17 protein-coding genes, 4 tRNA genes and 2 pseudogenes are annotated in these 19,849 nt (G+C 60.5%); 14 read left to right on the forward strand and 9 right to left on the reverse strand.

Going from position 1 to position 19,849, the window contains the following annotated elements; genetic code table 11:
- Nucleotides 1–21: 21 nt before the first annotated feature.
- Nucleotides 22–93, reverse strand: a pseudogene (locus tag ACPW74_RS16845) (DNA-binding protein); the annotation flags it as partial.
- Nucleotides 94–169: 76 nt separating this feature from the next.
- On the opposite strand from ACPW74_RS16845, the gene ACPW74_RS16850 reads away from it, so the two are divergent.
- Nucleotides 170–1,087: an IS5 family transposase gene (locus ACPW74_RS16850; protein WP_336580497.1), complete on the forward strand. Its 918-nt coding sequence runs from the start codon at nucleotides 170–172 to the stop codon at nucleotides 1,085–1,087.
- 45 nt (nucleotides 1,088–1,132) lie between these two features.
- Here the strand turns inward: ACPW74_RS16850 and ACPW74_RS16855 are convergent, their stop codons facing one another.
- Nucleotides 1,133–1,462 (reverse strand): YgiW/YdeI family stress tolerance OB fold protein, encoded by a 330-nt coding sequence (locus tag ACPW74_RS16855; RefSeq protein ID WP_425858406.1) that lies wholly within the window; start codon nucleotides 1,460–1,462, stop codon nucleotides 1,133–1,135.
- 234 nt (nucleotides 1,463–1,696) lie between these two features.
- On the opposite strand from ACPW74_RS16855, the gene ACPW74_RS16860 reads away from it, so the two are divergent.
- The gene (locus ACPW74_RS16860) at nucleotides 1,697–2,704 is read left to right on the forward strand and encodes an SGNH/GDSL hydrolase family protein (protein ID WP_279981949.1); all 1,008 of its coding nucleotides are present in this window, start codon (nucleotides 1,697–1,699) and stop codon (nucleotides 2,702–2,704) included.
- Nucleotides 2,705–2,982: 278 nt separating this feature from the next.
- A complete protein-coding gene (gene ompA / locus ACPW74_RS16865; protein WP_041211729.1) occupies nucleotides 2,983–4,014 on the forward strand; it encodes a porin OmpA in 1,032 nt (343 codons plus the stop codon).
- Nucleotides 4,015–4,069: 55 nt separating this feature from the next.
- Here ompA and ACPW74_RS16870 read toward each other — a convergent pair whose 3' ends face one another.
- From ACPW74_RS16870 to ACPW74_RS16880, 3 genes are read right to left on the reverse strand one after another with little or no spacing between them, the layout of a single operon-like run.
- Nucleotides 4,070–4,639: a PqiC family protein gene (locus ACPW74_RS16870; RefSeq protein WP_042864902.1), complete on the reverse strand. Its 570-nt coding sequence runs from the start codon at nucleotides 4,637–4,639 to the stop codon at nucleotides 4,070–4,072.
- A complete protein-coding gene (pqiB, locus tag ACPW74_RS16875) occupies nucleotides 4,639–6,285 on the reverse strand; it encodes an intermembrane transport protein PqiB (protein ID WP_279981950.1) in 1,647 nt (548 codons plus the stop codon). Before pqiB ends, ACPW74_RS16870 begins: the two co-directional genes overlap by 1 nt.
- Entirely contained in the window at nucleotides 6,278–7,549 is a 1,272-nt protein-coding gene (locus ACPW74_RS16880; protein WP_041211730.1) for a paraquat-inducible protein A, read from the reverse strand. Before ACPW74_RS16880 ends, pqiB begins: the two co-directional genes overlap by 8 nt.
- A gap of 176 nt (nucleotides 7,550–7,725) precedes the next feature.
- Here ACPW74_RS16880 and hfq point away from each other — a divergent pair, with 176 nt between their 5' ends.
- Nucleotides 7,726–8,085, forward strand: coding sequence for an RNA chaperone Hfq (gene hfq, locus ACPW74_RS16885; RefSeq protein WP_039040603.1), 360 nt, complete (start codon nucleotides 7,726–7,728; stop codon nucleotides 8,083–8,085).
- A 136-nt stretch (nucleotides 8,086–8,221) separates the two neighbouring features.
- Here hfq and ACPW74_RS16890 read toward each other — a convergent pair whose 3' ends face one another.
- From ACPW74_RS16890 to dapA, 3 genes are all read right to left on the reverse strand, one after another.
- Nucleotides 8,222–8,812, reverse strand: a complete 591-nt coding sequence (locus ACPW74_RS16890; protein WP_041211731.1) for an HAD family hydrolase — start codon at nucleotides 8,810–8,812, stop codon at nucleotides 8,222–8,224.
- A 182-nt stretch (nucleotides 8,813–8,994) separates the two neighbouring features.
- Nucleotides 8,995–10,641: a sensor domain-containing diguanylate cyclase gene (locus tag ACPW74_RS16895; protein WP_041213957.1), complete on the reverse strand. Its 1,647-nt coding sequence runs from the start codon at nucleotides 10,639–10,641 to the stop codon at nucleotides 8,995–8,997.
- Between the two features lie 95 nt (nucleotides 10,642–10,736).
- Nucleotides 10,737–11,609: a 4-hydroxy-tetrahydrodipicolinate synthase gene (gene dapA, locus ACPW74_RS16900; RefSeq protein WP_279981952.1), complete on the reverse strand. Its 873-nt coding sequence runs from the start codon at nucleotides 11,607–11,609 to the stop codon at nucleotides 10,737–10,739.
- Nucleotides 11,610–11,887: 278 nt separating this feature from the next.
- Between dapA and rsmC the strand changes: the two genes are divergently transcribed.
- The 8 genes and pseudogenes from rsmC (at nucleotide 11,888) to ACPW74_RS16940 (ending at nucleotide 16,738) form a co-directional block, all read left to right on the forward strand.
- The gene (gene rsmC, locus ACPW74_RS16905) at nucleotides 11,888–12,916 is read left to right on the forward strand and encodes a 16S rRNA (guanine(1207)-N(2))-methyltransferase RsmC (protein WP_010675754.1); all 1,029 of its coding nucleotides are present in this window, start codon (nucleotides 11,888–11,890) and stop codon (nucleotides 12,914–12,916) included.
- A 147-nt stretch (nucleotides 12,917–13,063) separates the two neighbouring features.
- Nucleotides 13,064–14,284 (forward strand): annotated as a pseudogene (glgC, locus tag ACPW74_RS16910) (glucose-1-phosphate adenylyltransferase); the annotation flags it as partial.
- Entirely contained in the window at nucleotides 14,274–15,734 is a 1,461-nt protein-coding gene (gene glgA, locus ACPW74_RS16915; protein WP_039040607.1) for a glycogen synthase GlgA, read from the forward strand. The pseudogene glgC and the gene glgA, both read left to right, overlap by 11 nt.
- 116 nt (nucleotides 15,735–15,850) lie before the next feature.
- Nucleotides 15,851–15,936 (forward strand) — tRNA-Leu (locus tag ACPW74_RS16920).
- A 55-nt stretch (nucleotides 15,937–15,991) separates the two neighbouring features.
- Nucleotides 15,992–16,077, forward strand: a tRNA-Leu gene (locus ACPW74_RS16925).
- 45 nt (nucleotides 16,078–16,122) lie between these two features.
- Nucleotides 16,123–16,208: transfer RNA gene (locus ACPW74_RS16930), tRNA-Leu, on the forward strand.
- 71 nt (nucleotides 16,209–16,279) lie between these two features.
- Nucleotides 16,280–16,365, forward strand: a tRNA-Leu gene (locus ACPW74_RS16935).
- 100 nt (nucleotides 16,366–16,465) lie between these two features.
- The gene (locus ACPW74_RS16940) at nucleotides 16,466–16,738 is read left to right on the forward strand and encodes a late competence development ComFB family protein (RefSeq protein ID WP_029314828.1); all 273 of its coding nucleotides are present in this window, start codon (nucleotides 16,466–16,468) and stop codon (nucleotides 16,736–16,738) included.
- Here the strand turns inward: ACPW74_RS16940 and ACPW74_RS16945 are convergent.
- Nucleotides 16,735–16,944 (reverse strand): hypothetical protein, encoded by a 210-nt coding sequence (locus ACPW74_RS16945; protein ID WP_010675758.1) that lies wholly within the window; start codon nucleotides 16,942–16,944, stop codon nucleotides 16,735–16,737. The two genes, ACPW74_RS16940 and ACPW74_RS16945, sit on opposite strands and share 4 nt — an antisense overlap.
- Nucleotides 16,945–17,243: 299 nt before the next feature.
- Between ACPW74_RS16945 and nhaC the strand changes: the two genes are divergently transcribed.
- Nucleotides 17,244–18,653 (forward strand): Na+/H+ antiporter NhaC, encoded by a 1,410-nt coding sequence (gene nhaC, locus ACPW74_RS16950; RefSeq protein ID WP_223931664.1) that lies wholly within the window; start codon nucleotides 17,244–17,246, stop codon nucleotides 18,651–18,653.
- A gap of 105 nt (nucleotides 18,654–18,758) precedes the next feature.
- Nucleotides 18,759–19,682 carry a LysR family transcriptional regulator gene (locus ACPW74_RS16955; protein ID WP_279981955.1) on the forward strand — a complete coding sequence of 308 codons (924 nt, stop codon included), beginning with the start codon at nucleotides 18,759–18,761 and terminating at the stop codon, nucleotides 19,680–19,682.
- The last annotated feature ends 167 nt before the right edge of the window (nucleotides 19,683–19,849 follow it).

The following is a 19,849-nucleotide window of genomic DNA, read 5'->3' on the forward strand; positions in this document are numbered from 1 at the left end:
CATTTACTGTGGCCAGAAAGCTTACTTGGCGATGAAGCCACCCTTGCTCAGGGGCGCAGCCCCCACCTTCTCCAGGTGTTCCACCTCGACTTGGCCTTGTTGCTCAAATCGGGGAACTATCTGACATCTCGGTGATCTGATCCTGTAGCGCAGTCTCCGAGAGCATCAGATGGGCAAGTCCAAGCACAAGATCAGCAACTGGCAGCAGTACAACCAAGCCTTGGTGCAACGCGGTTCGTTGACCATCTGGATGGACGAACAAGCCATTAAGCAGTGGCATTGCCTGGTCCACCATGGCCGCCGAGGGAGAGGTTTCCACTACAGTGACACCGCCATTGAGACGGCCCTGATGCTAAAAGGCTTGTTCAAGTTGCCGCTGCGGGCGCTAGAAGGCTTCATTAACTCGTTGTTCCAACTGATGGCGGTGCCTTTGCAGTCGCCGGACTATAGCTGTATCAGCAAGCGCGCCAAGACCGTCGACATCAAGTACCGCGTCCCCAGCCAAGGCCCGGTGGCTCACTTGGTCATTGATGCCACCGGCCTCAAGGTCTATGGCGAAGGCGAATGGAAAATTCGCAAACACGGCAAGGAGAAGCGACGAGTGTGGCGCAAGCTCCACTTGGCGGTGGATGCCACAACCCATGCGGTCATCGCTGCCGAAGTCAGCCTGGAGACGGTGGCGGATAACGAGGTGTTACCGACGTTGCTCAACCCCTTACGACGCAAGATAAAACAGGTCAGCGCCGATGGTGCGTATGACACCAAGGCCTGTCATGCGCTACTGAAGAAGAAGGGGGCGAAAGCCACCATACCGCCGAGAAAAAATGCGGCACCGTGGGAGGAAGGCCATCCCCGCAACGAGGCGGTGACGGCGCTCAAGGCCGGTGAACTGAAGCAATGGAAGAAAGACTCCGGCTATCACCAGCGCTCGATAGCCGAGACCGCCATGTACCGGTTCAAGCAACTCATCGGGCCAACGCTGAGCCTGCGGAACTACAACGCCCAGGTGGGCGAAATCCTGGCTGGCGTGAAGGTGATGAACAAGCTGACAGGGCTTGGTATGCCTGTTCGCCAGCCAGTGAATTGAGTGGTATCAACGGGTTGGGGAACGGCCATCCAGCGACGGATTTGATCAACAACGCCCCTCGACTTCGGTCTTGTTCCAGCTGTGGTCCACCTCGCCGCGCACGCGGATCAGATCGTCAGGGCCTACCTCGGTACCGCGCCACACGTCACCGTCCACCTCCACTTCCACCTCGCCGCTGTCGTCACGGAACAGGTAGTTTTCGCCACCCAGGTGTTTGACCAGTTTGCCTTCCAGGGTCACCCACTGATCATCGGCCACGTCTTTCAACTGGGCGACCGATACCTTGTTCTGCTCCTTGGGGCCGGTGTAGGCCGCCATGGCGAAGGAAGAGACGGACATCAGGGCCACCAGGGCGATTGCTTTTGCGTTGTTCATTTCATGCTCCTGTCTTTGCTGTATGAGGGCATCTTGCCCGGGGGCGCGTGAAACAAACGTGAAGCCTCCCCATTCAGGGAGGAGTGATGTGATCGCAAGCGATTAAATGGCCACGGCATGCTGCAAAAATGTATTCGAGTGGATACCTTTTCACCTGGCCATGCGGGTTCCCAGCCCGCCGCCATCGAGGAACAGCCCGCAGGCCCGCCCTGCCCCATCCATGAGAACAGCTACATGAACAAATGGCTTTTGTGTTTATTGGGTCTCTTCGCCCTCACGGCCCATGCCGCCGAGACGCGTCCCCCCTTCTCCCGCATCGTGATGTTCGGCGACAGCCTCTCCGATACCGGCAAGATGTACGACAAGATGCGCGGTTACCTCCCCTCCAGCCCGCCTTACCATCAGGGCCGCTTCTCCAACGGCCCGGTCTGGCTGGAGCAGCTCACCCAGCACTTCCCGGGCCTCGCCATCGCCAACGAGGCGGAAGGGGGCGCCACTGCCGTGGCCTACAACAAGATCTCCTGGAACCCCAAGTATCAGGTCATCAACAACCTGGACTACGAGGTGACCCAGTTCCTGCAAAAGGACAGCTTCAAGCCCGACGATCTGGTGATCCTCTGGGTCGGTGCCAACGACTACCTGGCCTATGGCTGGAACACCGAGCAGGATGCCAAGCGGGTGCGCGACGCCATCAGCGATGCGGCCAACCGCATGGTATTGAACGGTGCCAGGCAGATCTTGCTGTTCAACCTGCCGGATCTGGGCCAGAACCCCTCGGCCCGCAGCCAGAAAGTGGTCGAGGCAGCCAGCCATGTCTCCGCCTACCACAACCAGCTGCTGCTGAATCTGGCACGCCAGTTGGCTCCCACCGGCATGGTGAGATTGTTCGAGATCGACAAGCAGTTCGCCGAGATGCTGCGCGAGCCACAGAACTTCGGCCTGAGCGACACCGAACACGCCTGCTATGGCGGCGGCTATGTGTGGAAGCCCTTTGCCTCCCGCAGCGCCGCCACCGACAGTCGACTGGCCCCCTTCAATCCCGAGGAGCGCCTTGCCATCGCCGGCAACCCTCTGCTGGCTCAGGCCGTCGCAACGCCCATGGCGCGCCGCAGTGCGGGCGAGCTGAACTGTGAAGGCAAGATGTTCTGGGACCAGGTCCACCCCACCACAGTGGTACACGCCGCCCTGAGCGAGCGGGCTGCCGCCTTCATCGAACAGGAGTACGAATTCCTCCCTCGATAACGGAGGCCATCCTGCCAGGGCCGGCGCCTAGCCGGCCCTCTTGCCGACAAGGGCAAGCAATCCATATGACACCCATCACAGATTCGAGTCACGGTTCCCCGGCGGTCTTCTGTCTCCACTATGATGCAGATGGATATCACAATATGTTTTATATCAGTTGCTTGTAGATCGAGAAAAGCGAGCTACGTTTAAACGTGTTGTGGTCGAACACAGGCCCAACCCACGAGGCGAGGCGACATGAATTCGCGCTCCCCACACACAAGATTGCAGAGGCATCTATGAACAAAACACTGATTACCTTGCTGGTTTCAGGCTTGCTTGCGGCCAACGCCCAGGCAGCCGGACAAGACAACACCTGGTATGGCGGTGCCAAACTGGGTTGGTCCAACTTCTACGGTGTCGATGAGAGCAATTCCATCGCCATCACCGACAAAGACGACGATGAAGTCGGCGCCGGTGCCTTCGCCGGTTACCAGATCAACCAGAATCTGGGTGTCGAACTGGGTTATGACTACCTTGGCAAGCTCAAGTACAGCGGCACCCGCAATGGCGCGGCCTTCAATGACTCCGTGCAAGCCCAGCTGGCCCAGCTCACGCTGAAACTGGGGTTCCCGGTTGCGGACAATCTGGACCTTTACGGCCGTGTCGGGGGCGGCTATGGCTGGACCGACAGCGATCAGCTGGAAAACGACAGCCGCTTCACCTTCGTCGGCGCGCTCGGTGCGGAGTATGCCCTGAGCCTGGATTGGGCAGCCCGCCTCGAATACCAGTACAGCACCCCGTATGGCAGCCGTGACGATACCGGCCTGCGCATGGACAACGGCCTGCTCTCCCTGGCCGCCGTCTATCGCTTCGGTCAGGTTGCACCGGCTCTGCCGGTCGCAGCTCCCGCCCCCGCGCCCGAGCCCGTGATGGTCGACAAGCAGTTCACCCTGAGCTCGGACGTGCTGTTTGACTTCAACAAGGCCACCCTCAAGCCCCAGGCCGGGCAGGCGCTGGATACCCTCTACAGCCAGATTGAAGAGGCCAGGCCCAAAGACGGGTCGGCCACCGTCATCGGCTATACCGACCGCATCGGCTCCGAGGCCTACAACCAGAAGTTGTCCGAGCAGCGTGCCCGGACCGTGGCCGATTACCTGATTGGCAAGGGCCTGCCGGCCGGCAAGGTCAATGTGGAAGGGCGTGGCAAGCAGTCTCCCGTCACCGGCGACAGCTGCACCAGCAAATCCAAGCGCGAGCTGATCGTCTGCCTGGCCCCGGATCGCCGGGTAGAGGTCAAGGTACAGGGCGTCTCGGAAGTACAGCAATAACGACGACCCCAAACAAAACGGGAGGCCATGGCCTCCCGTCTTTTTTTATGCTTCCTCAGATGCGCGTGCGTACATCCGCCGCAATCTGATCGAGCAACAGTTGCCAGCCCTGTCCCAGCTCGTTCACCAGGGCGCCATACCCATCGGCAGGCAGCACCCGCTCCTGCTGGAAGGGAACATCTCTCAACACGACCCCCTCCTCCGTCAGCAGGCGCCAGCGACCGCTGAGCAGGGCGCGGCCGTCGTGCCGCCCCTGGAAACGCTCGACCGAGATGCTCAGCACAGGCCCCTTGCGGGCCCCGTCCTGACGCACCACCCAGCCAGGCAAGCGGCTGGAGAGGCCATTGAGGGTCAACTGGTTCAACTGGGCATCGAGGGAACCTGCCCAGCGATGGTACTCGGCAAAGTGCAGCTCCTTTCCCTCCAGCTGATAGACCAGGCTCATCCGGTCAAGCTGACCGGACAGGGCGACGGGGCGCAGCACCAACTGGTGCTGCGGCTTCGCCGTGGTGACACTCGACGGCGCCGTGTCGGCATCCAGCGAATAGTAATGCAGCGTCGTCGGTGCACTGCCACATCCCGCCAGCAGGCCCAGCAAGGCCAGCGTCATCATCCGTTTTTTCATCATTTTCCTCGCTTGGGCTCGGGATCCCGCGGACGAGCGCGGTCAAAGATCAGCGAACTCGGCTGCTCGTTCAGTGAATGGACCAGAGGTTGCAACTCGCTCATCAGCTGGTTGAGGGATTGCACCGACTGACGCAGCTCCTGATTGGTCTGGGAACCGGCATCATAGGTCTGCAACGTCTCCTGCAACTGCTTGAGGCTCTGGTTGAGGGAGGCCGGCAACTGCTGGGTCGACTGCTGGCCGGTAAACTGCTCCAGATTCGCACTCACGGCACTGACATGCTTGAGCGTCTTGTCCAGCGTCATCAGGGTGCTGTTGACCTGAGTAAGGGTGGTAGCCATGTCCATGTCGACGAACTTGTCGAGGATGAGGTTCACCTTGCGTTCGATCTGATCCAGCCCGGCCTGGGCAGTCGGGAAGACCTGATAGCCCGCCATCTTGAGCGGCTGATAGACAGGCGCATCCGGATAGAAGTTCAGATCGATCACCTTGCCCCCCGTCAGCAGGCTGGCGGTCTTGAGGCTGGCCCTCAGCCCTTCCTTGAACTGCTTGTTGAACAGGGCCCGCCACTGCTCCTTCTCCGCATTGGCATAACGGTGGGAGAGACGCTGCCCCTCGATGCGCGCCAGCACCGGGATCTGCCGGCTCTTGAATAGCTGGACGCCCTTGTCGTCGATGAGATAGGGAGCCGAGATGACGGTACCGACCCGGATGCCGCGATACTGTACCGCCGCGCCGGGATGCAGCCCGCCCACGTCATTGTCGAACAGGAAGACATAGTCGATGAACTGATCCAGGCTACCGGCCAGCACGCTCTCCTCGTCCTTGAACAGCACGAACTCGTCGTTCTGTTTCACCGGCTCCCCCGGCAACCAGCCGGGAGGCAGCCCCATGGTGATGCCGCCGTTGATCAGGCTCTCCAGCGAGTCCATCTTCACCTTCATCCCCTCGCTGCTCATGGAGACCTCGAAGCCGGGCGTCAACCAGAACCGGGAGTTGCTGCTCACCAGGACGTCATAAGGCGCGTTGATGAAGAGCTGGTACTGCATCTCGCTCTTCTCGGGCAGGAATTTGGCCTCTTCGACCTGACCGATGGTGAATCCCTGATAGCTGATGGGGGAACCCGCGCCCAGCGCGTTGGCATCCCGGCTGGACAGGGATAGCCGCAATCCCCTGGCATCCAGGGATGCCAGGGGTGGCCTGTCCAGCATGGCGTATTCGCTTCGCGCCCTGCCCTTCTTGCCGGGAGAAAGCTCGATATAGGCACCGGAGAGCAAGGTGCCAAGACCGGAAACGCCCTCACGCCCGACCCTGGGCTTGACCACCCAGAACTGGCTGTCTTTCTTGAGCATGCCGGCGGCGGCATTGGTCAGGCGAGCCTTGAGCACGGCATGGCTGTAGTCCTCGCTGAGCTCCACCGTCTCGATACGGCCCACCTCCACTTCACGAGAACGGATCACCGTCTTGCCTGCCACTATGCCCTCGGCGGTCGCCACCGTCAGGGTGAAGCTCGGCCCTTGTGAATACCAGTGCTGGAACAGCATCCAGGCGCCGATGAAGAGCGCCAGCAAGGGCACCATCCAGATAGCGGCAGCCGAACTCATGAAATCAGAGCCCGGTTTCCACCTTGTCTTACGCTCACTCACGTTCGCGTTCTCCTTGTTGTAAATCCCAGATCAGGCGGGAATCGAAACTCATGGCAGCCACCATGGTGACCAGTACGACCCCGGCAAAGGCGACGGCCGCAGGGCCAGGGTAGATGGTCATCAGATTGTCGAGCCGAATGAGACCGGCCAGGATGGCCACCACGAAGACGTCGATCATCGACCAGCGCCCCACAAATTCGGTCATGCGATAGAGTTTGAGCTTGCCGAGGGGAGATGCCCCCTGGCCGCGCTGCACCACGTAGCAGAGCCACAGCAGCGCCAGGATCTTCACCAGCGGCACCACCACGCTGGCGAAAAAAATCACCGCGGCAATCGGGTAGGAGCCCATGGCCCACAGCAGCACCACCCCGCCCATGATGGTCGAGGGGCTGTCATCCCCCAGGAACACGGTGTCCATGATGGGATAAAGGTTGGCTGGGACATAGAGGATCACCGAAGTGATCAGCAGGGCCCAGGTGCGGTTCAGACCACCCGGCTTGCGGCTGTGCAGGTGATCCCCGCAGCGAACGCAACTATGGGCATCCTGCTCGTTCAGGGCGCCGCAGATGTGACAGCCCACCAGACCGCACGACAGGGCGCTCTCCTCGGGATCCAGCTCCCTCGCCGCCGTCGGGCCGAACAGCCGCTGCCACAGCCACATCCGATCCAGGGAGGAGATCATCTTGATGAGCAGCAGGGTGTAGCCAACGAAGGCCCAGAACGACAGCCCCATCTTGATGTCGGCCATCCCCATCAGCTTGACCAGAGAGATGAGCACCCCGATGAGGAAGACGTCCACCATCAGCCAGGGCTTGATCCGGCACAGCAGGCGGCCAAGGGAGCGCAGGGCCTTGCTGTGCAGATCCTTGTCCAGGCGCCACAGCACCAGCATGATGGAGCCGATATAGACCAGCGGCAACCCGATCAGGGTAATGCTCAGCACGGCCCCGAGGAACAGGTAGCCTTGATCCACCAGGGTGGTGATGCACTGCAGGAAGGTCATCTCCTGCCCCACCCCCTTGGCCGAGAACGACATGAAGGTAAAGGCGTTGGAGAGCACGAACATGATGATGGCCGCAAAGCCATAGGCGATGGGCCTGCGCTCCTGCTCCGGCAGATGACGAGTCAGGGTATGGCCGCAGCGCGGACAACTGCTCGTCTCCCCCACGGCCAGCTCGGTGGCCGGCACCAGCAGGTCACACTCTTCGCAGGCGGTCGCGTCATGGGTATAGGTGGGTGGATGTTGGTGTGAAACCGGATGCAAGATAAGACCCCAGCATGAGGCCCGCCACGGGGCCAGAGCCGCCAATTATTGCAGCAGCGGCCCCTGCCGACCAGCCCTGTCGTTGTCCATCCTGCCCGGGTGTGAGAATGACTTTGACAAGGCAGTGCCCATTTAGCACAATCAAACGCCACTTTTTTTCCGCGGGACAATAATTTATGACAACTGAATCCCCAAGCTACTCCACTATCGAGCAGGCCTTCTCCCTCGGGAACGGGCAAGATTCTGCCCTCAACTGGTTGCGCAAAAACCGTAGCCAGGTCGCCATCTTCCTGGTGAGCGGCATCAAGCTGGAGGGGACCATCAGCGGTTTTGACCAGTACAGCGTGCTGTTGACCGATGCCCATGGCAATCAGCAACTGGTCTACAAGGCCAAGATTTCCACCATTGCCATGCACTCCGGCCGTCCTGCCGTCAGCATCCAGCGGGCCCGCAAGCCACGGGTTTCCATGGCGCCGCGCCCCCATGGCGCCCCCAGCCGTTATGACGACAACCAGGGTGGTGGCAGCGAGCAGTAAATCTCGCCACTGCCCATCCTGACGGTGTCGCTGCGTCAGCCAGTGACATCTGCTCCCCACTCTCATGTTTCGCCTGTCCCGTATGAGAGTGGGGCTTCTCTCCCGAGCCGGTTGTTGACCCGCTCGTCTTCGTCACTCAGTAGGTCAATCCGACCGGTTTTCCCTCTCTGACCATGCAAACCTGCATACCGGCCGCTTCACCGGCCTGTGCGCCTATGCCCGTATCCTCGAACACCAGACATTGACCGGGCTCGACACCCAGGCGTCGCGCCACCAGCAGGAAGGTGTCTGGATGGGGTTTGTGCAGCTCCACGTCGTCGGCGGTGACCACCACGGGGAAATACCGATCCAGCCCTGTGTTGCGCAGCACCGCTTCGGCATTGATACGGGGAGAGCCTGTCCCTATGCCCATGGGGATCCGGCCGTGATAGCGTTCCACCAGATCCAGCATGGCCGGGAAGGGGGTGGCCTTGTGCAGGTTGGCGACATAGTGTTCGGTCTTGCAGCGTGTCACCACCAGGGGATCCAGCGCGATCTGCTGCACTTCGGCCACCAGCAGGGCTATCTTGCGGCTGGGCATGCCTCCCAGCTCATAAAACCAGTCGGCGTCGAACCGAAAGCCAAACTCGCGGGCGGTGTGCTCCCAGGCGGCCAGGTGCAAGGGCATGGAGTCCACCAGTGTGCCGTCGAGGTCGAAAACCAGGCCTTGAAATCCGGATAGGGTCATGGTGCAGGATCTGTCTGTGAAAAATGGGCCCCCATTCTAGCCAGAGCGCGGGCGCATCGCCATGCACCAGATGGCGAGAAACGCTTGCTACCTCATATATACAGGGCGGCGTGGATCTGAAAGCCCACACGTATACAGATCAGCATGGATCTGATGCCGGGCAGGCAGCCCCCACGCAGGTGTCAGCGATAGGCCAGGGTACAGGCCCGCCCTTGTGATTTGGCGTGATAGAGTGCCTGATCCGCCTGCTCGGTCAGGGTTTGCCACTCCTTGTCCGATGACGGGACCAGATAGCTGAACCCGATGCTGACGGTGAGTGTCGCCGCCACCCGGGAAGCCGGATGGGGAATTTGCAAGGCGTCAAGGCCGTGGTGGATCTGCTCCGCCAGCCGCTCCGCCTCTCCCGGCTGCGGTGAACACAGCAGGATGACAAACTCCTCCCCCCCATAGCGGGCCACCAGGTTGGTACGCCGCCGCTCGGTGTCCTGCAGCAGTGCCGCCACCCGCTGCAGGCACTGATCCCCCTTGCCGTGGCCGAAGTGATCGTTGTAGGACTTGAACTCGTCCACATCGATCATCAGCACCGCCAGCACGCCCTGATGGCGGCGAGCCCGCTCCCACTCCCGTTCCATGGTAATGTCCCATTGGCGGCGGTTGGCGATGCCAGTCAGGGGATCTTCCAGAGACAGCAGAGAGAGGCGCCGGTTGGCCTCCTCCAGCGCCCGGTTGGTATCGGCCAGTTGCCGGGTCCGCTCCTGCACCCTCAGCTCCAGCTCCCGATTGAAGCGCTCAAGCTTCTCCTGGGTGCGCTGGCGGATCAGCAACTGGGAGAGCACGGCGGCATACTGCTTGAAGATCTCGCTCTGATACGCCTTGAGGGGGCGCCGCCAGAGCAGGTTGTCGGCGGCGATCCAGCCGATGGGGGTACTCCCGTCCCAGAGCGACACCATGGCGTTCCAGCCGCGACCCACCTCCTGCTTCTCGTAATAGAGAGGCGTGTCCTCCAGCACCAGGACATAGTCCTTGCGACGCAGCGCCTCCTGCACCGTGGGGTGATCCGGAATGGGGCTGATGAAATGGCGCTCGTCGATGAGCTCACCCGCCTCGTTGGTACCCCATGTACCGTGCATGGTCTTGAATTCACTGTCAGTCAGGAAGATGGCGATGCGATCGAACTGCAACTCCTGGCGGGCCAGTGCCACCGCGTCGTGCAGCAAACGATCCTCGCTCTCGCAGCGGGAGAGCTTGACCCCCACCTGATGCAGCGCCTGCAGCATGCTGAGGAAAGAGTCCTGCAGGGCCTGGCTGCGCACGAGGTCTGCCTGGGTATGGAGCCGCTGATCCCGCTCCAGATCCACCTGTCCCGCGAGTCGCCGACTCTCGAGCTCGGCGGCGAGATAATGCATGAGCAGCTGGATGCTCTGCTGCTGGCGTCTTGGCAGGCGATCGAGACGACGGCGGGTTTCCAGATAGACCACAGCCTCCAGCCCCTTGTGACGCTTGAGGGGGAAGCTGGCGCGCAGGCGCGGGATCTCGGGTTCGACGCTCTCCCGCTCCCAGATGGCTCGGGTCGGCGCGATGGGCTCCACCAGCAACTGGCCGAGCGCAAGGGAACGTTCGATGAAGAGGATGGGCAACTCGAGGGAAGAGAGGACGTCAGCGCTCAGGCAGAGCAGACCCTGTTCCGGGCGATAGTGATAGAGCTGGGGCGTCGGAGCACGCAGCCACAGATAGATCTGTTCAGCCTCTGTTTTTTCCCTGACCGCAGACAAGGTCACTTCACAGAGATGTTCAAAACTGGTGAAGTGCTCCGGATCCCATTCTTCCATGCCAAATCATCCTTGGTTGTATCCAAGCGAGTATATCGGCAAAGCCCGGCCATTAATTGACCGGGCAATCAAAAGCGAGATCCAGAGCCCAGTTTTTACAACAGATTCAATGCCAGCATGGCACTGCGGATGCGCTCGCGGGTGGCCTCGGAGAGCGGCATCACCGGCAGACGGCACTCTTCGCTGCACAGACCCAGCAGAGAGACCGCATACTTGGCCCCTGCGGGGCTCGGCTCGGCGAACATGGCCTGGTGCAGCGGAATGAGCTTGTCCTGCAATTCGCGGGCAGCTTGCCACTCACCGGCCAGCGCTAGGTTCTGCACCTCGGCCACCAGCTTGGGGGCCACGTTGGCCGTCACCGAGATGCAACCCTGGCCACCACCGATGTTGTAGGCCACGGCGGTGGCGTCTTCACCGGAGAGCCAGGCAAACGGCTTCTTGATGAGCTGGCGTTCAACCCAGGGGCGGGCCAGATCACCGGTGGCATCCTTCACGCCGGCAATGCGCGGCAACTCGGCCAGACGGGCCAGGGTCGCCGGCTGCACGTCAACGATGGCGCGGGGCGGAATGTTGTAGACGATGATGGGTTTGGTGGTGGCGTCGTGCACCGCCTTGAAGTGGTGGTAGAGCCCTTCCTGATTGGGGCGGTTGTAGTAACCGGCCACATGCAGGGTGGCATCCGCTCCCATCTGCTCGGCATAGCGGGTGTATTCAATGGCTTCAACCGGGTTGTTGGAGCCTGCACCTGCGATCACGGGAATGCGCCCGGCCACCAGCTTGACCACCAGCTCCACCACGCGGCAATGCTCATCGTGGGTCAGGGTCGGGCTCTCCCCGGTCGTGCCGACCGGCACTATGCCATGGGTTCCCTGCTCTATGTGCCACTCCACCAGGCGAGCCAGTGCGGCCTCGTCCAGCTGGCCCTGTCGAAATGGGGTGATCAGGGCAACTATCGAACCTTGAAACATGGGATTTCCTTCTCCTAAACAGATGGATTGGTCAATAAAAAGCCCCGGTACGGGAGTCGCTACCGGGGCTTGAATCGTCTCAGGGATGAGAGGTTACGCGCGCACGCCAGCAGGCCCGATTGTCAGGCTGTGTTTATGCTTTCGTTTCGATACGCATGACCGCATTGCATCATCTCTGGGTAAATAAGGCGTCTGGGCATATTTCGGGAACACGGCATAAATGTCAAGGCGAAAGCGGCCATGTATAATGGCCGCCCAAAAATGCGTGGAGAGACCCAATGAGCCGTCCTGTCAGTGCCGTCAGTCAGATGCTGGAACGTAACCAAGCCCTCTTTGTCGGCAAGCGGCTGTTGGTGTGCGGTGCCCTGGAGGATGATTATCCTCGTCAACTGGCCGAGCTGGCACAAAGCCTGACCGTCTTCACCACGGATTACTGCTATTACCGCACCCAGCAGGCCGTTCTGGGAGACGCCATCCTGTTCGATCACCAGCTGGGTGGCGCCCCCCGATTCGATGCCCTGCTGCTGCTGATGCCCAAGGCCAAGGCCGAGGCGCAATACCTGCTGGCCATGATGACGCCGCTGCTCGAAAGCGGGGCCGACCTGTTCCTCGCCGGCGAGAACCGGGGCGGCATCAACGGGGCCGACAAGCTGCTGGCACCTTATGGCGAGAAACCGATCAAGCGCGACTCTGCGCGCCGCTGCTCTCTCTACCACGGCACGCTCGACAAACCGGTCGTCCCCTTCGAGCTGGACGCCTGGTTCAGTCGCTATGAGTGCCAGGCGGGCGACACCACCCTGACCGTCATGGCCCTGCCTGGGGTCTTCAGTGCAGACGGCCTGGATCTCGGCACCCAGATGCTGCTGGCGAGCCTCCCCCCCGTAACGGGCAAGCTGCTCGACTTTGGCTGCGGCGCCGGCGTCATCGGTTCCGTGCTGGCCAAGCGCAACCCGGCCCTGGCTGTCACCATGGTGGATATCAATGCCCTGGCACTGGAGTCCAGCCGCCGAACCCTGGCGGTCAACGGTCTGAGCGGACGTGTTCATGCCTCCGATGTCTATTCCGACATTGCCGAAACATTCCAACAGATTGTCTCGAATCCCCCCTTCCATGCCGGGCTCAAGACCTTCTACGCCGCCACCGAAACCTTCCTGGCAAAGGCACCTGAGTACCTGACCGCAAATGGCGCCCTGACCATAGTCGCCAATGCCTTCCTGCGATACCAGCCTATACTGGATGCGCACTTCAAACAGACCGAGGTGATCGCGGGCGATGCCAAATTCAAGGTGTATCTGAGCAAAGCTTAAAGAAGTGCAACGGTTGTAATAAAACAAGTAGAGAGTGCCAGACGGGATCTGTTAAGGTACCAAGAAAACGTTTACCACCCCTTTAGGGGTGTTTTTTTCGCAGCGACATGAAAACCTTTTCAACATCATGATCTCAGGGAGAGAACGACGATGGCAGGCATACTCACCATGATACTGGCAGGCGGTGAAGGTACCCGACTGCAACCGCTGACCACCACCCGCAGCAAACCCTCCGTACCCTTTGGCGGCAGTTATCGGTTGATCGACTTCGTGCTCAACAACTTCGTCAACGCCGACTTCCTGCGCATCTATGTACTCACCCAGTTCAAGTCCCAGTCTCTTTACCTGCACATGAAGAAGGGCTGGAACATCGTCGGCATCACGGATCGCTTCATCGACCCCATTCCGGCCCAGATGCGAATGGGCAAACGCTGGTATGACGGCACCGCAGACGCCATTTACCAGAACCTGCGCTTCATCGAGATCTCCGACCCCGAGCACGTCTGCATCTTCGGCTCCGATCACATCTACAAGATGGACGTGAGCCAGATGGTGAGCTTCCACAAGCAGAAAGCGGCCGCCCTGACCGTCGCTGCCCTGCGCATGCCCATCGAGGAAGCAAGCGCCTTCGGGGTGATCGAGGTGGATCAGGAAGGGCGCATGATTGGCTTTGAAGAAAAGCCCCGTCACCCGAAACACATCCCCGGCGACCCCACCCAGGCCCTGGTCTCCATGGGCAACTACATCTTCGAGACCGAGGCCCTCTATCGGGAGCTCAAGCGGGATGCCGCCGAGGAGAACTCCAGTCACGATTTCGGCAAGGACATCATTCCCAGCCTGTTCCCTCGTGCCCCCGTCTATGTCTACGACTACAGCACCAACGTGATCCCGGGCGAGAAGCCCAACGTCTACTGGCGCGATGTGGGGACGCTCGACTCTTACTGGCAGGCACACATGGACCTGGTGGCCGACGATGCCCCCTTCTCTCTCTACAATCGCAAGTGGCCGCTGCACACTCATTACCCGCCCCTGCCCCCCGCCACCTTCATCGATACCGACGACTGCAAGGTCAAGATCGCCAACTCCCTGATCTCCGGTGGCTGCTTCATTCAGGGCAGCCAGATCCAGCGATCCATACTGGGATTTCGCTGCAACATAGGCCCCTGCAGCCACATCAGTGAATCCGTGCTGCTGGGGGATGTGAAAATCGGCGAAGGTTGCTCCATTCGCCGCGCCATCATCGACAAAAACGTTGAAATTGCACCCGGCACCGTGATCGGTGAGAATCTGGACCATGACAGAGAGCGGTTTACCGTATCCGAAGGCGGTATCGTCGTGGTACCTAAGGGAGCAAGAGTTGGCTATTAACCCACTGAAAATCCTGTTTGTAGCCTCGGAGGTTGAGGGGCTGGTGAAGACCGGGGGCCTGGCAGATGTGGCCAAGGCCCTGCCGCAGCATCTCGCCCGTCAGGGGCACGATGTGCGCATCATTATGCCCTTCTACAAGACCATCAAGCGCCGGGACGAGGCCACCCTCCTCGCCTCGCGCTGGCTCCCCACCCCCCAGGATCGCAGTGATATCAGCTATCGCATCCATCAGCTGGAACTGGACGGGATCTGCGTCTATCTGCTCGATTGCCCGCACTATTTCGACCGCCCCCAGCTCTATGCCGAGAACAACCAGGCCTATCCCGACAACGGTGAACGCTTTGCCTTTCTGGCCGCGGCGGCCCTGCATGCGTGCGAACAGCTGGGTTTCGCTCCCGACATCGCCCACTGCAACGACTGGCACACCGGTCTGCTGCCGCTGCTGCTGAAAACCCGTCATGCCCACAACCCCTTCTTCCAGCGCACCCGGTCGGTCATCAGCATTCACAACGCGGCCTTTCAGGGCGTGTTCGATCGCCAGCAGTTCTGGGCCGTGCCGGAAATCCACGACTACGAGCAGCGCATCAACTACGACTATGGTCACATCAATCTGCTCAAGTGCGGTGTGCTCTACGCAGACAAGATCAATGCGGTCAGCCCCAACTACGCCAGCGAGCTGCTGACACACCTGGGCGCTCACGGCATGGCCAGCGTATTCCAGCAGCGGGCAGCTGACCTGCGTGGCATCCTCAACGGCTGTGACTATCAGGACTGGGATCCCGCCTTCGATCCCCTGTTGCCCGCCACCTATGATGCCGACAACCTGGATGGCAAACACACCTGCAAGCGCATCCTGCAGCAGGAGACGGGGCTCCCCGTTGGCAACCTCCCCATCTATGGCATGGTGTGTCGACTGACCGAGCAGAAAGGAGTACACCTGCTCATCCCGGCGCTGGACAAGTTCTTGCAGCATCAGGTCCAGGTAGTGATCGTGGGCTCCGGTGATCCCTCTCTCGCCGCCCAGTTGCAAAGCATTGCCCAGCAGCATCCCGACAAGTTTGCCTTCATCAATGCCTATGACGACCGTCTGGCCCACCTGGTGGAGGCCGGCGCCGACTTCTTCCTGATGCCTTCTCTGTTCGAGCCATGCGGGCTCAACCAGATGTACAGTCTGGCCTATGGCACCCTGCCCCTGGTGAGGGCTGTCGGCGGATTGAAAGATACCGTCGTGGACTGGGATGCCGACCCGACGCACGCGACCGGTTTCTGCTTCAACGATCCCACTGCCAGCACCTTACTCGATGCCATGCGCCGCAGCCTGCTCCATTATCTGCAGGAGCCGGCACGTTTTGCCCGTGTGCAGCACCACGCCATGAACACCCGCTTCGACTGGGCAGACTCCGTCATCCTGTACGAACAGATGTATCAGGATGCGCTGGCCACCGTCTGACGCCGATTGCTGAAGTTTTGTGCCCTTGGCACGCCTTTATCCGTCAACAGCGAAAAAAGTCCCCTTTGGCTGTTGACGCCCCCCCAAAACTCTATAGAATCCCCCACCGCAGTGATGCGAAGGTGGCGGAATTGGTAGACGCGCTAGCTTCAGGTGTTAGTGTCCCACGGATGTGAGGGTTCGAGTCCCTCTCTTCGCACCATACTGCAACATGCTCTTATCAGACGGCATGTAAATTCAGACTGATAACCCGATGTGCGAAGGTGGCGGAATTGGTAGACGCGCTAGCTTCAGGTGTTAGTGCCCCCCGGGTGTGAGGGTTCGAGTCCCTCTCTTCGCACCATGCTTTTGTCAGACAGCATGTAAATCCAGACTGATAACCCGATGTGCGAAGGTGGCGGAATTGGTAGACGCGCTAGCTTCAGGTGTTAGTGCCCCCCGGGTGTGAGGGTTCGAGTCCCTCTCTTCGCACCATGCTTCTGGCATGTAAAACACAGAAAATGCGCTCCAACCGCATTTAAAAACCAGCTGGAGAAAATCAGTGTGCGAAGGTGGCGGAATTGGTAGACGCGCTAGCTTCAGGTGTTAGTGTCCCACGGATGTGAGGGTTCGAGTCCCTCTCTTCGCACCATCATTCTGCAAAGGCCCGTTACGAGAGTAACGGGCCTTTTGTGTTTTCATGCCCCATGGCTATGCTGTTGAAGATGCTGCGCCACCACGGGGGTTTTCCCATGATCCTGGATACCGATATTCACAACTTCTATGAGCATCTGGTGCTCAAGGAGATAGAAAAACAGGGGTTGGCTCGAACATTGACCCCCTATCAGCTGGCAGACCTCTGCTGCCTGACACTCAACCAGCTTCCTTCCCACTACATCCGTCACGATGTCGACATGATCTACTTCACGACAGACGCCGAACGCAGCGAAATGGAGAAGAAGGTCATCGCCTCCCTGCGCCAGGCCTACGACAAGATCCAGGCCGTCCCCACTCGCCAGGCTTAATGCCAGCCCTGCTGCCAGAGCAGAGTGACGACCCCTGTCATTCCCGCAACCGGCAGCAGGATCAACACCGGTCTCAGCCTGGGTTCCAGCATGACCCAGGCAGCCAGCAAGAACCCCAGGCTCCAGAACCCGTATTCCTTCTCCTGACCCCAGACCAGCACCGCCAGAAGGGCGGCCAAGAGCAGAGCGCGTGCTATCCAGTTCATTGGCATTAGTCCGAGAAAGATTAATGATAACCATTATCATCTTTGGTGTCGCCATCTGCAATCGAACTTGCCTATGGATCTCCGGCTATCAAACGGTGTCGATTGAACAGTGAAAAATGCCGATTAGATCAACTATTTTGTGGGATTTTAAAATTTTAAAGCTGTTTTGCCGAATGAGCAGGGATTTTACACCTCCGCTTTATGGTAGATTGCGCCCTCTTTTGGTAAGCCTCTCGGGATCAACGCATCCGCAGGACGAGAGGGGCTGACCTTGGCGAGCAAGAGTTTAGGGAGCGTCTATGCAAAACCAACAACACCACATCCGATTGCCGGGCATGTCGCAAGTATTTGCCTGCCTGGCCATTTTCCTGGCCCTGGCCTTCTCCTTCACCAGCGTGCTGGATCTGCCAATCCAGCTGGCACTGTTCATCGCCTGGTTCGTCATCATGGGGCTCGGCATCAAGCTCGGCCATGATTACAAATCCCTGGAACAGGCGGCAGTCGACGGCGTCGCCAAGGGGATGGGGGCCATCCTGATACTGATCTCCGTCGGTGCCCTGGTGGGCACCTGGATTGCCGGCGGCATCGTCCCCAGCATCATCTACTTCGGCCTCAAGGTGATACACCCCTCCATCTTCCTGCTGGCGACCCTGATCATCTGCTCTCTCACCTCGCTGGCCACCGGCACCTCCTGGGGCTCGGCGGCCACCGCCGGCATCGCCATGATGGGTATAGGCCACAGCCTGGGGGTACCCGCGCCGCTGGTAGCCGGTGCCGTGCTCTCCGGCGTCTACTTCGGTGACAAGCTCTCCCCGCTCTCCGACTCCGTGGTGCTGGCCTCGACCATGTCCAACGTCGACGTGATGGAACACATCAAGGGGATGCTGCCCATCAGCCTGTTCTCCTACGTCATCACCGCCGCCCTGTTCACCGTGGTCGGCATGCAGTACTCCGGCAACGTCAGCCTGGAGCAGGTCAATCTGGTGATGGACGCCCTCGACAAGCAGTTCAACATCACCCCCATGGCCATAGTGCCCGTGGTGCTGGTGCTGGGCCTGTTGGCCAACCGCAAGCCCGCATTCCCGGTGATCAGCTTCGGCGCCTTGCTGGGTCTTGTTTGGGCGATCCTCTTCCAGGACATGGATCCGGTGAAGGCGATGCACTCCGCCTACAGCCCGTTTGCCATCACCTCCGGCGTCGATTTCATCGACAACATCCTGGGCCGTGGCGGCATGGAGTCCATGCTGGGTTCCGTGGCCGTCATCATCTTCGGCTTGGGCTTCGGCGGTCTGCTGGAGAAGGTCGGCATCCTGGAAGTGATCGCCAGTGCCTTCGAGAAGCGCATCAACAGCGCCGGCAGCCTGACCAGCCACACCATCGGCACCGCCTTCCTGGCCAACGTGTTCGGTTCGGCCATGTATGTGTCCCTGATCCTGACCCCCAAGATCATGGCCAAGAACTACGACAGACTGGGGCTTGCGCGCAAGAACCTCTCCCGCAACGCCGAGTTTGGCGGCACCCTCACCTGCGGCATGGTGCCCTGGAGCGACAACGGCATCTTCATGGCCGGGGTCCTCGGGGTAGCGACCCTCGACTACCTGCCCTACATGTGGCTCAGCTTCACCTGCATCATAGTGACCATCACCCTCGCCTATCTGGGCAAGGGGGTGAACCGTGTACCGGTCACAGAGGCGGTGACAGCCCGCTAATTTCCGTAAAAACAACGACAAAGGCGCCATCACGGCGCCTTTTGTCTGGGTGCGATTCGAGGTTAAGCTGGCACTCACCTTGATCGCACGTGGCAGGACGCCCAGATGAACTTCACCTTTCGCCAGATCCGCTATTTCGTGGCGGTGGCCGACAGCTTCTCGGTCAGCCGCGCAGCCGCCGAGCTGCACATTTCCCAGTCGGCGGTCACCAGCGCCATCCGCGAGCTGGAGACCGAGCTCGGCGCCGCCCTGTTCGAGCGCAATCCGCGCGGGGTCAGCCTCACTACCCAGGGTCACCAGTTTCTGCTGCACGCCCGTCGCATCCTAAGCGCCATGACCGAAGCCGGCCAGTCCCTCAAGGCGGTAGCCCAGCAGGATCAGGGGCGGCTTACCATAGGCGTAACCACGCTGGTGGCAGGCTACTACCTCTCGGAGGCCCTCGGCCGCTTTCGCCGCGCCTTCCCGGCGGTACAGATCGAGGTGAAGGAGGATGAGCAGCCCTATCTCGAACACCAGATCGTCAACGGCGAGGTGGACGTGGGGATCCTGATGACCAACCCCACCATCCGCCAGGAGGCGTTCGATACCGAGCTGCTGACCCGCTCGCCGCTGCGGGTCTGGCTCGCAGCCAACCACCCCCTCTGCGCCGAGTCGACCCTCTCCCTCAAGGCGCTCGGCGAGGAGCCCATGATCTCGCTGACCGCCGACCAGCTGGACCAGATCATCGGCGGCGGCCTGCGCCGCTACGGCATCGCGCCGCGCATCGTGCTGCGTACCGCCTCGGTGGAAGCGGTGCGCAGCCTGGTGGCGAGCCAGCTCGGGCTCGCCCTGCTGCCGGACTTTGCCTACCGCCCCTGGTCCCTGGAGCAAGAGCGGGTCGAGGCCCGCGCCATCAAGGAGCCCATCCCCGCCATCGACATCGGTCTGGTGTGGCGGCGCGGCTCGCGCCTTGACTGGGCCGCACGCGAGTTCATCGACATCGCCAGAGATCAGAGCCGGCTGCGGGCACGCCAGCACCTCCCCCGCTAGGACTGAGCCTGAACAGCCGTGACTCCGGCAAAAAATCAGATTCATCCGCACTCGATATCGATTTTACAGATACCAAAGCCGTTAAAAATTGAAATTCTCATTGCTCCCGGCTTCTCCTACGCTCATGACTGGTTAACAGGATGTTAATGCCTACTGTGGCGCCGCCA

Source organism: Aeromonas sp. INTO2 (assembly GCF_049860605.1).
Lineage (GTDB): Bacteria > Pseudomonadota > Gammaproteobacteria > Enterobacterales > Aeromonadaceae > Aeromonas > Aeromonas caviae.

Bases quoted from the DNA above. Each gene is read 5' to 3' on its own strand.
- ACPW74_RS16850 (WP_336580497.1), top strand. From the start codon at position 170: ATGGGCAAGTCCAAGCACAAGATCAGCAACTGGCAGCAGTACAACCAA.
- ACPW74_RS16855 (WP_425858406.1), bottom strand. From the start codon at position 1,462: ATGAACAACGCAAAAGCAATCGCCCTGGTGGCCCTGATGTCCGTCTCT.
- ACPW74_RS16860 (WP_279981949.1), top strand. From the start codon at position 1,697: ATGAACAAATGGCTTTTGTGTTTATTGGGTCTCTTCGCCCTCACGGCC.
- ompA (WP_041211729.1), top strand. From the start codon at position 2,983: ATGAACAAAACACTGATTACCTTGCTGGTTTCAGGCTTGCTTGCGGCC.
- ACPW74_RS16870 (WP_042864902.1), bottom strand. From the start codon at position 4,639: ATGAAAAAACGGATGATGACGCTGGCCTTGCTGGGCCTGCTGGCGGGA.
- hfq (WP_039040603.1), top strand. From the start codon at position 7,726: ATGACAACTGAATCCCCAAGCTACTCCACTATCGAGCAGGCCTTCTCC.
- ACPW74_RS16890 (WP_041211731.1), bottom strand. From the start codon at position 8,812: ATGACCCTATCCGGATTTCAAGGCCTGGTTTTCGACCTCGACGGCACA.
- ACPW74_RS16895 (WP_041213957.1), bottom strand. From the start codon at position 10,641: ATGGAAGAATGGGATCCGGAGCACTTCACCAGTTTTGAACATCTCTGT.
- dapA (WP_279981952.1), bottom strand. From the start codon at position 11,609: ATGTTTCAAGGTTCGATAGTTGCCCTGATCACCCCATTTCGACAGGGC.
- rsmC (WP_010675754.1), top strand. From the start codon at position 11,888: ATGAGCCGTCCTGTCAGTGCCGTCAGTCAGATGCTGGAACGTAACCAA.
- ACPW74_RS16940 (WP_029314828.1), top strand. From the start codon at position 16,466: ATGATCCTGGATACCGATATTCACAACTTCTATGAGCATCTGGTGCTC.
- ACPW74_RS16945 (WP_010675758.1), bottom strand. From the start codon at position 16,944: ATGAACTGGATAGCACGCGCTCTGCTCTTGGCCGCCCTTCTGGCGGTG.
- nhaC (WP_223931664.1), top strand. From the start codon at position 17,244: ATGCAAAACCAACAACACCACATCCGATTGCCGGGCATGTCGCAAGTA.
- ACPW74_RS16955 (WP_279981955.1), top strand. From the start codon at position 18,759: ATGAACTTCACCTTTCGCCAGATCCGCTATTTCGTGGCGGTGGCCGAC.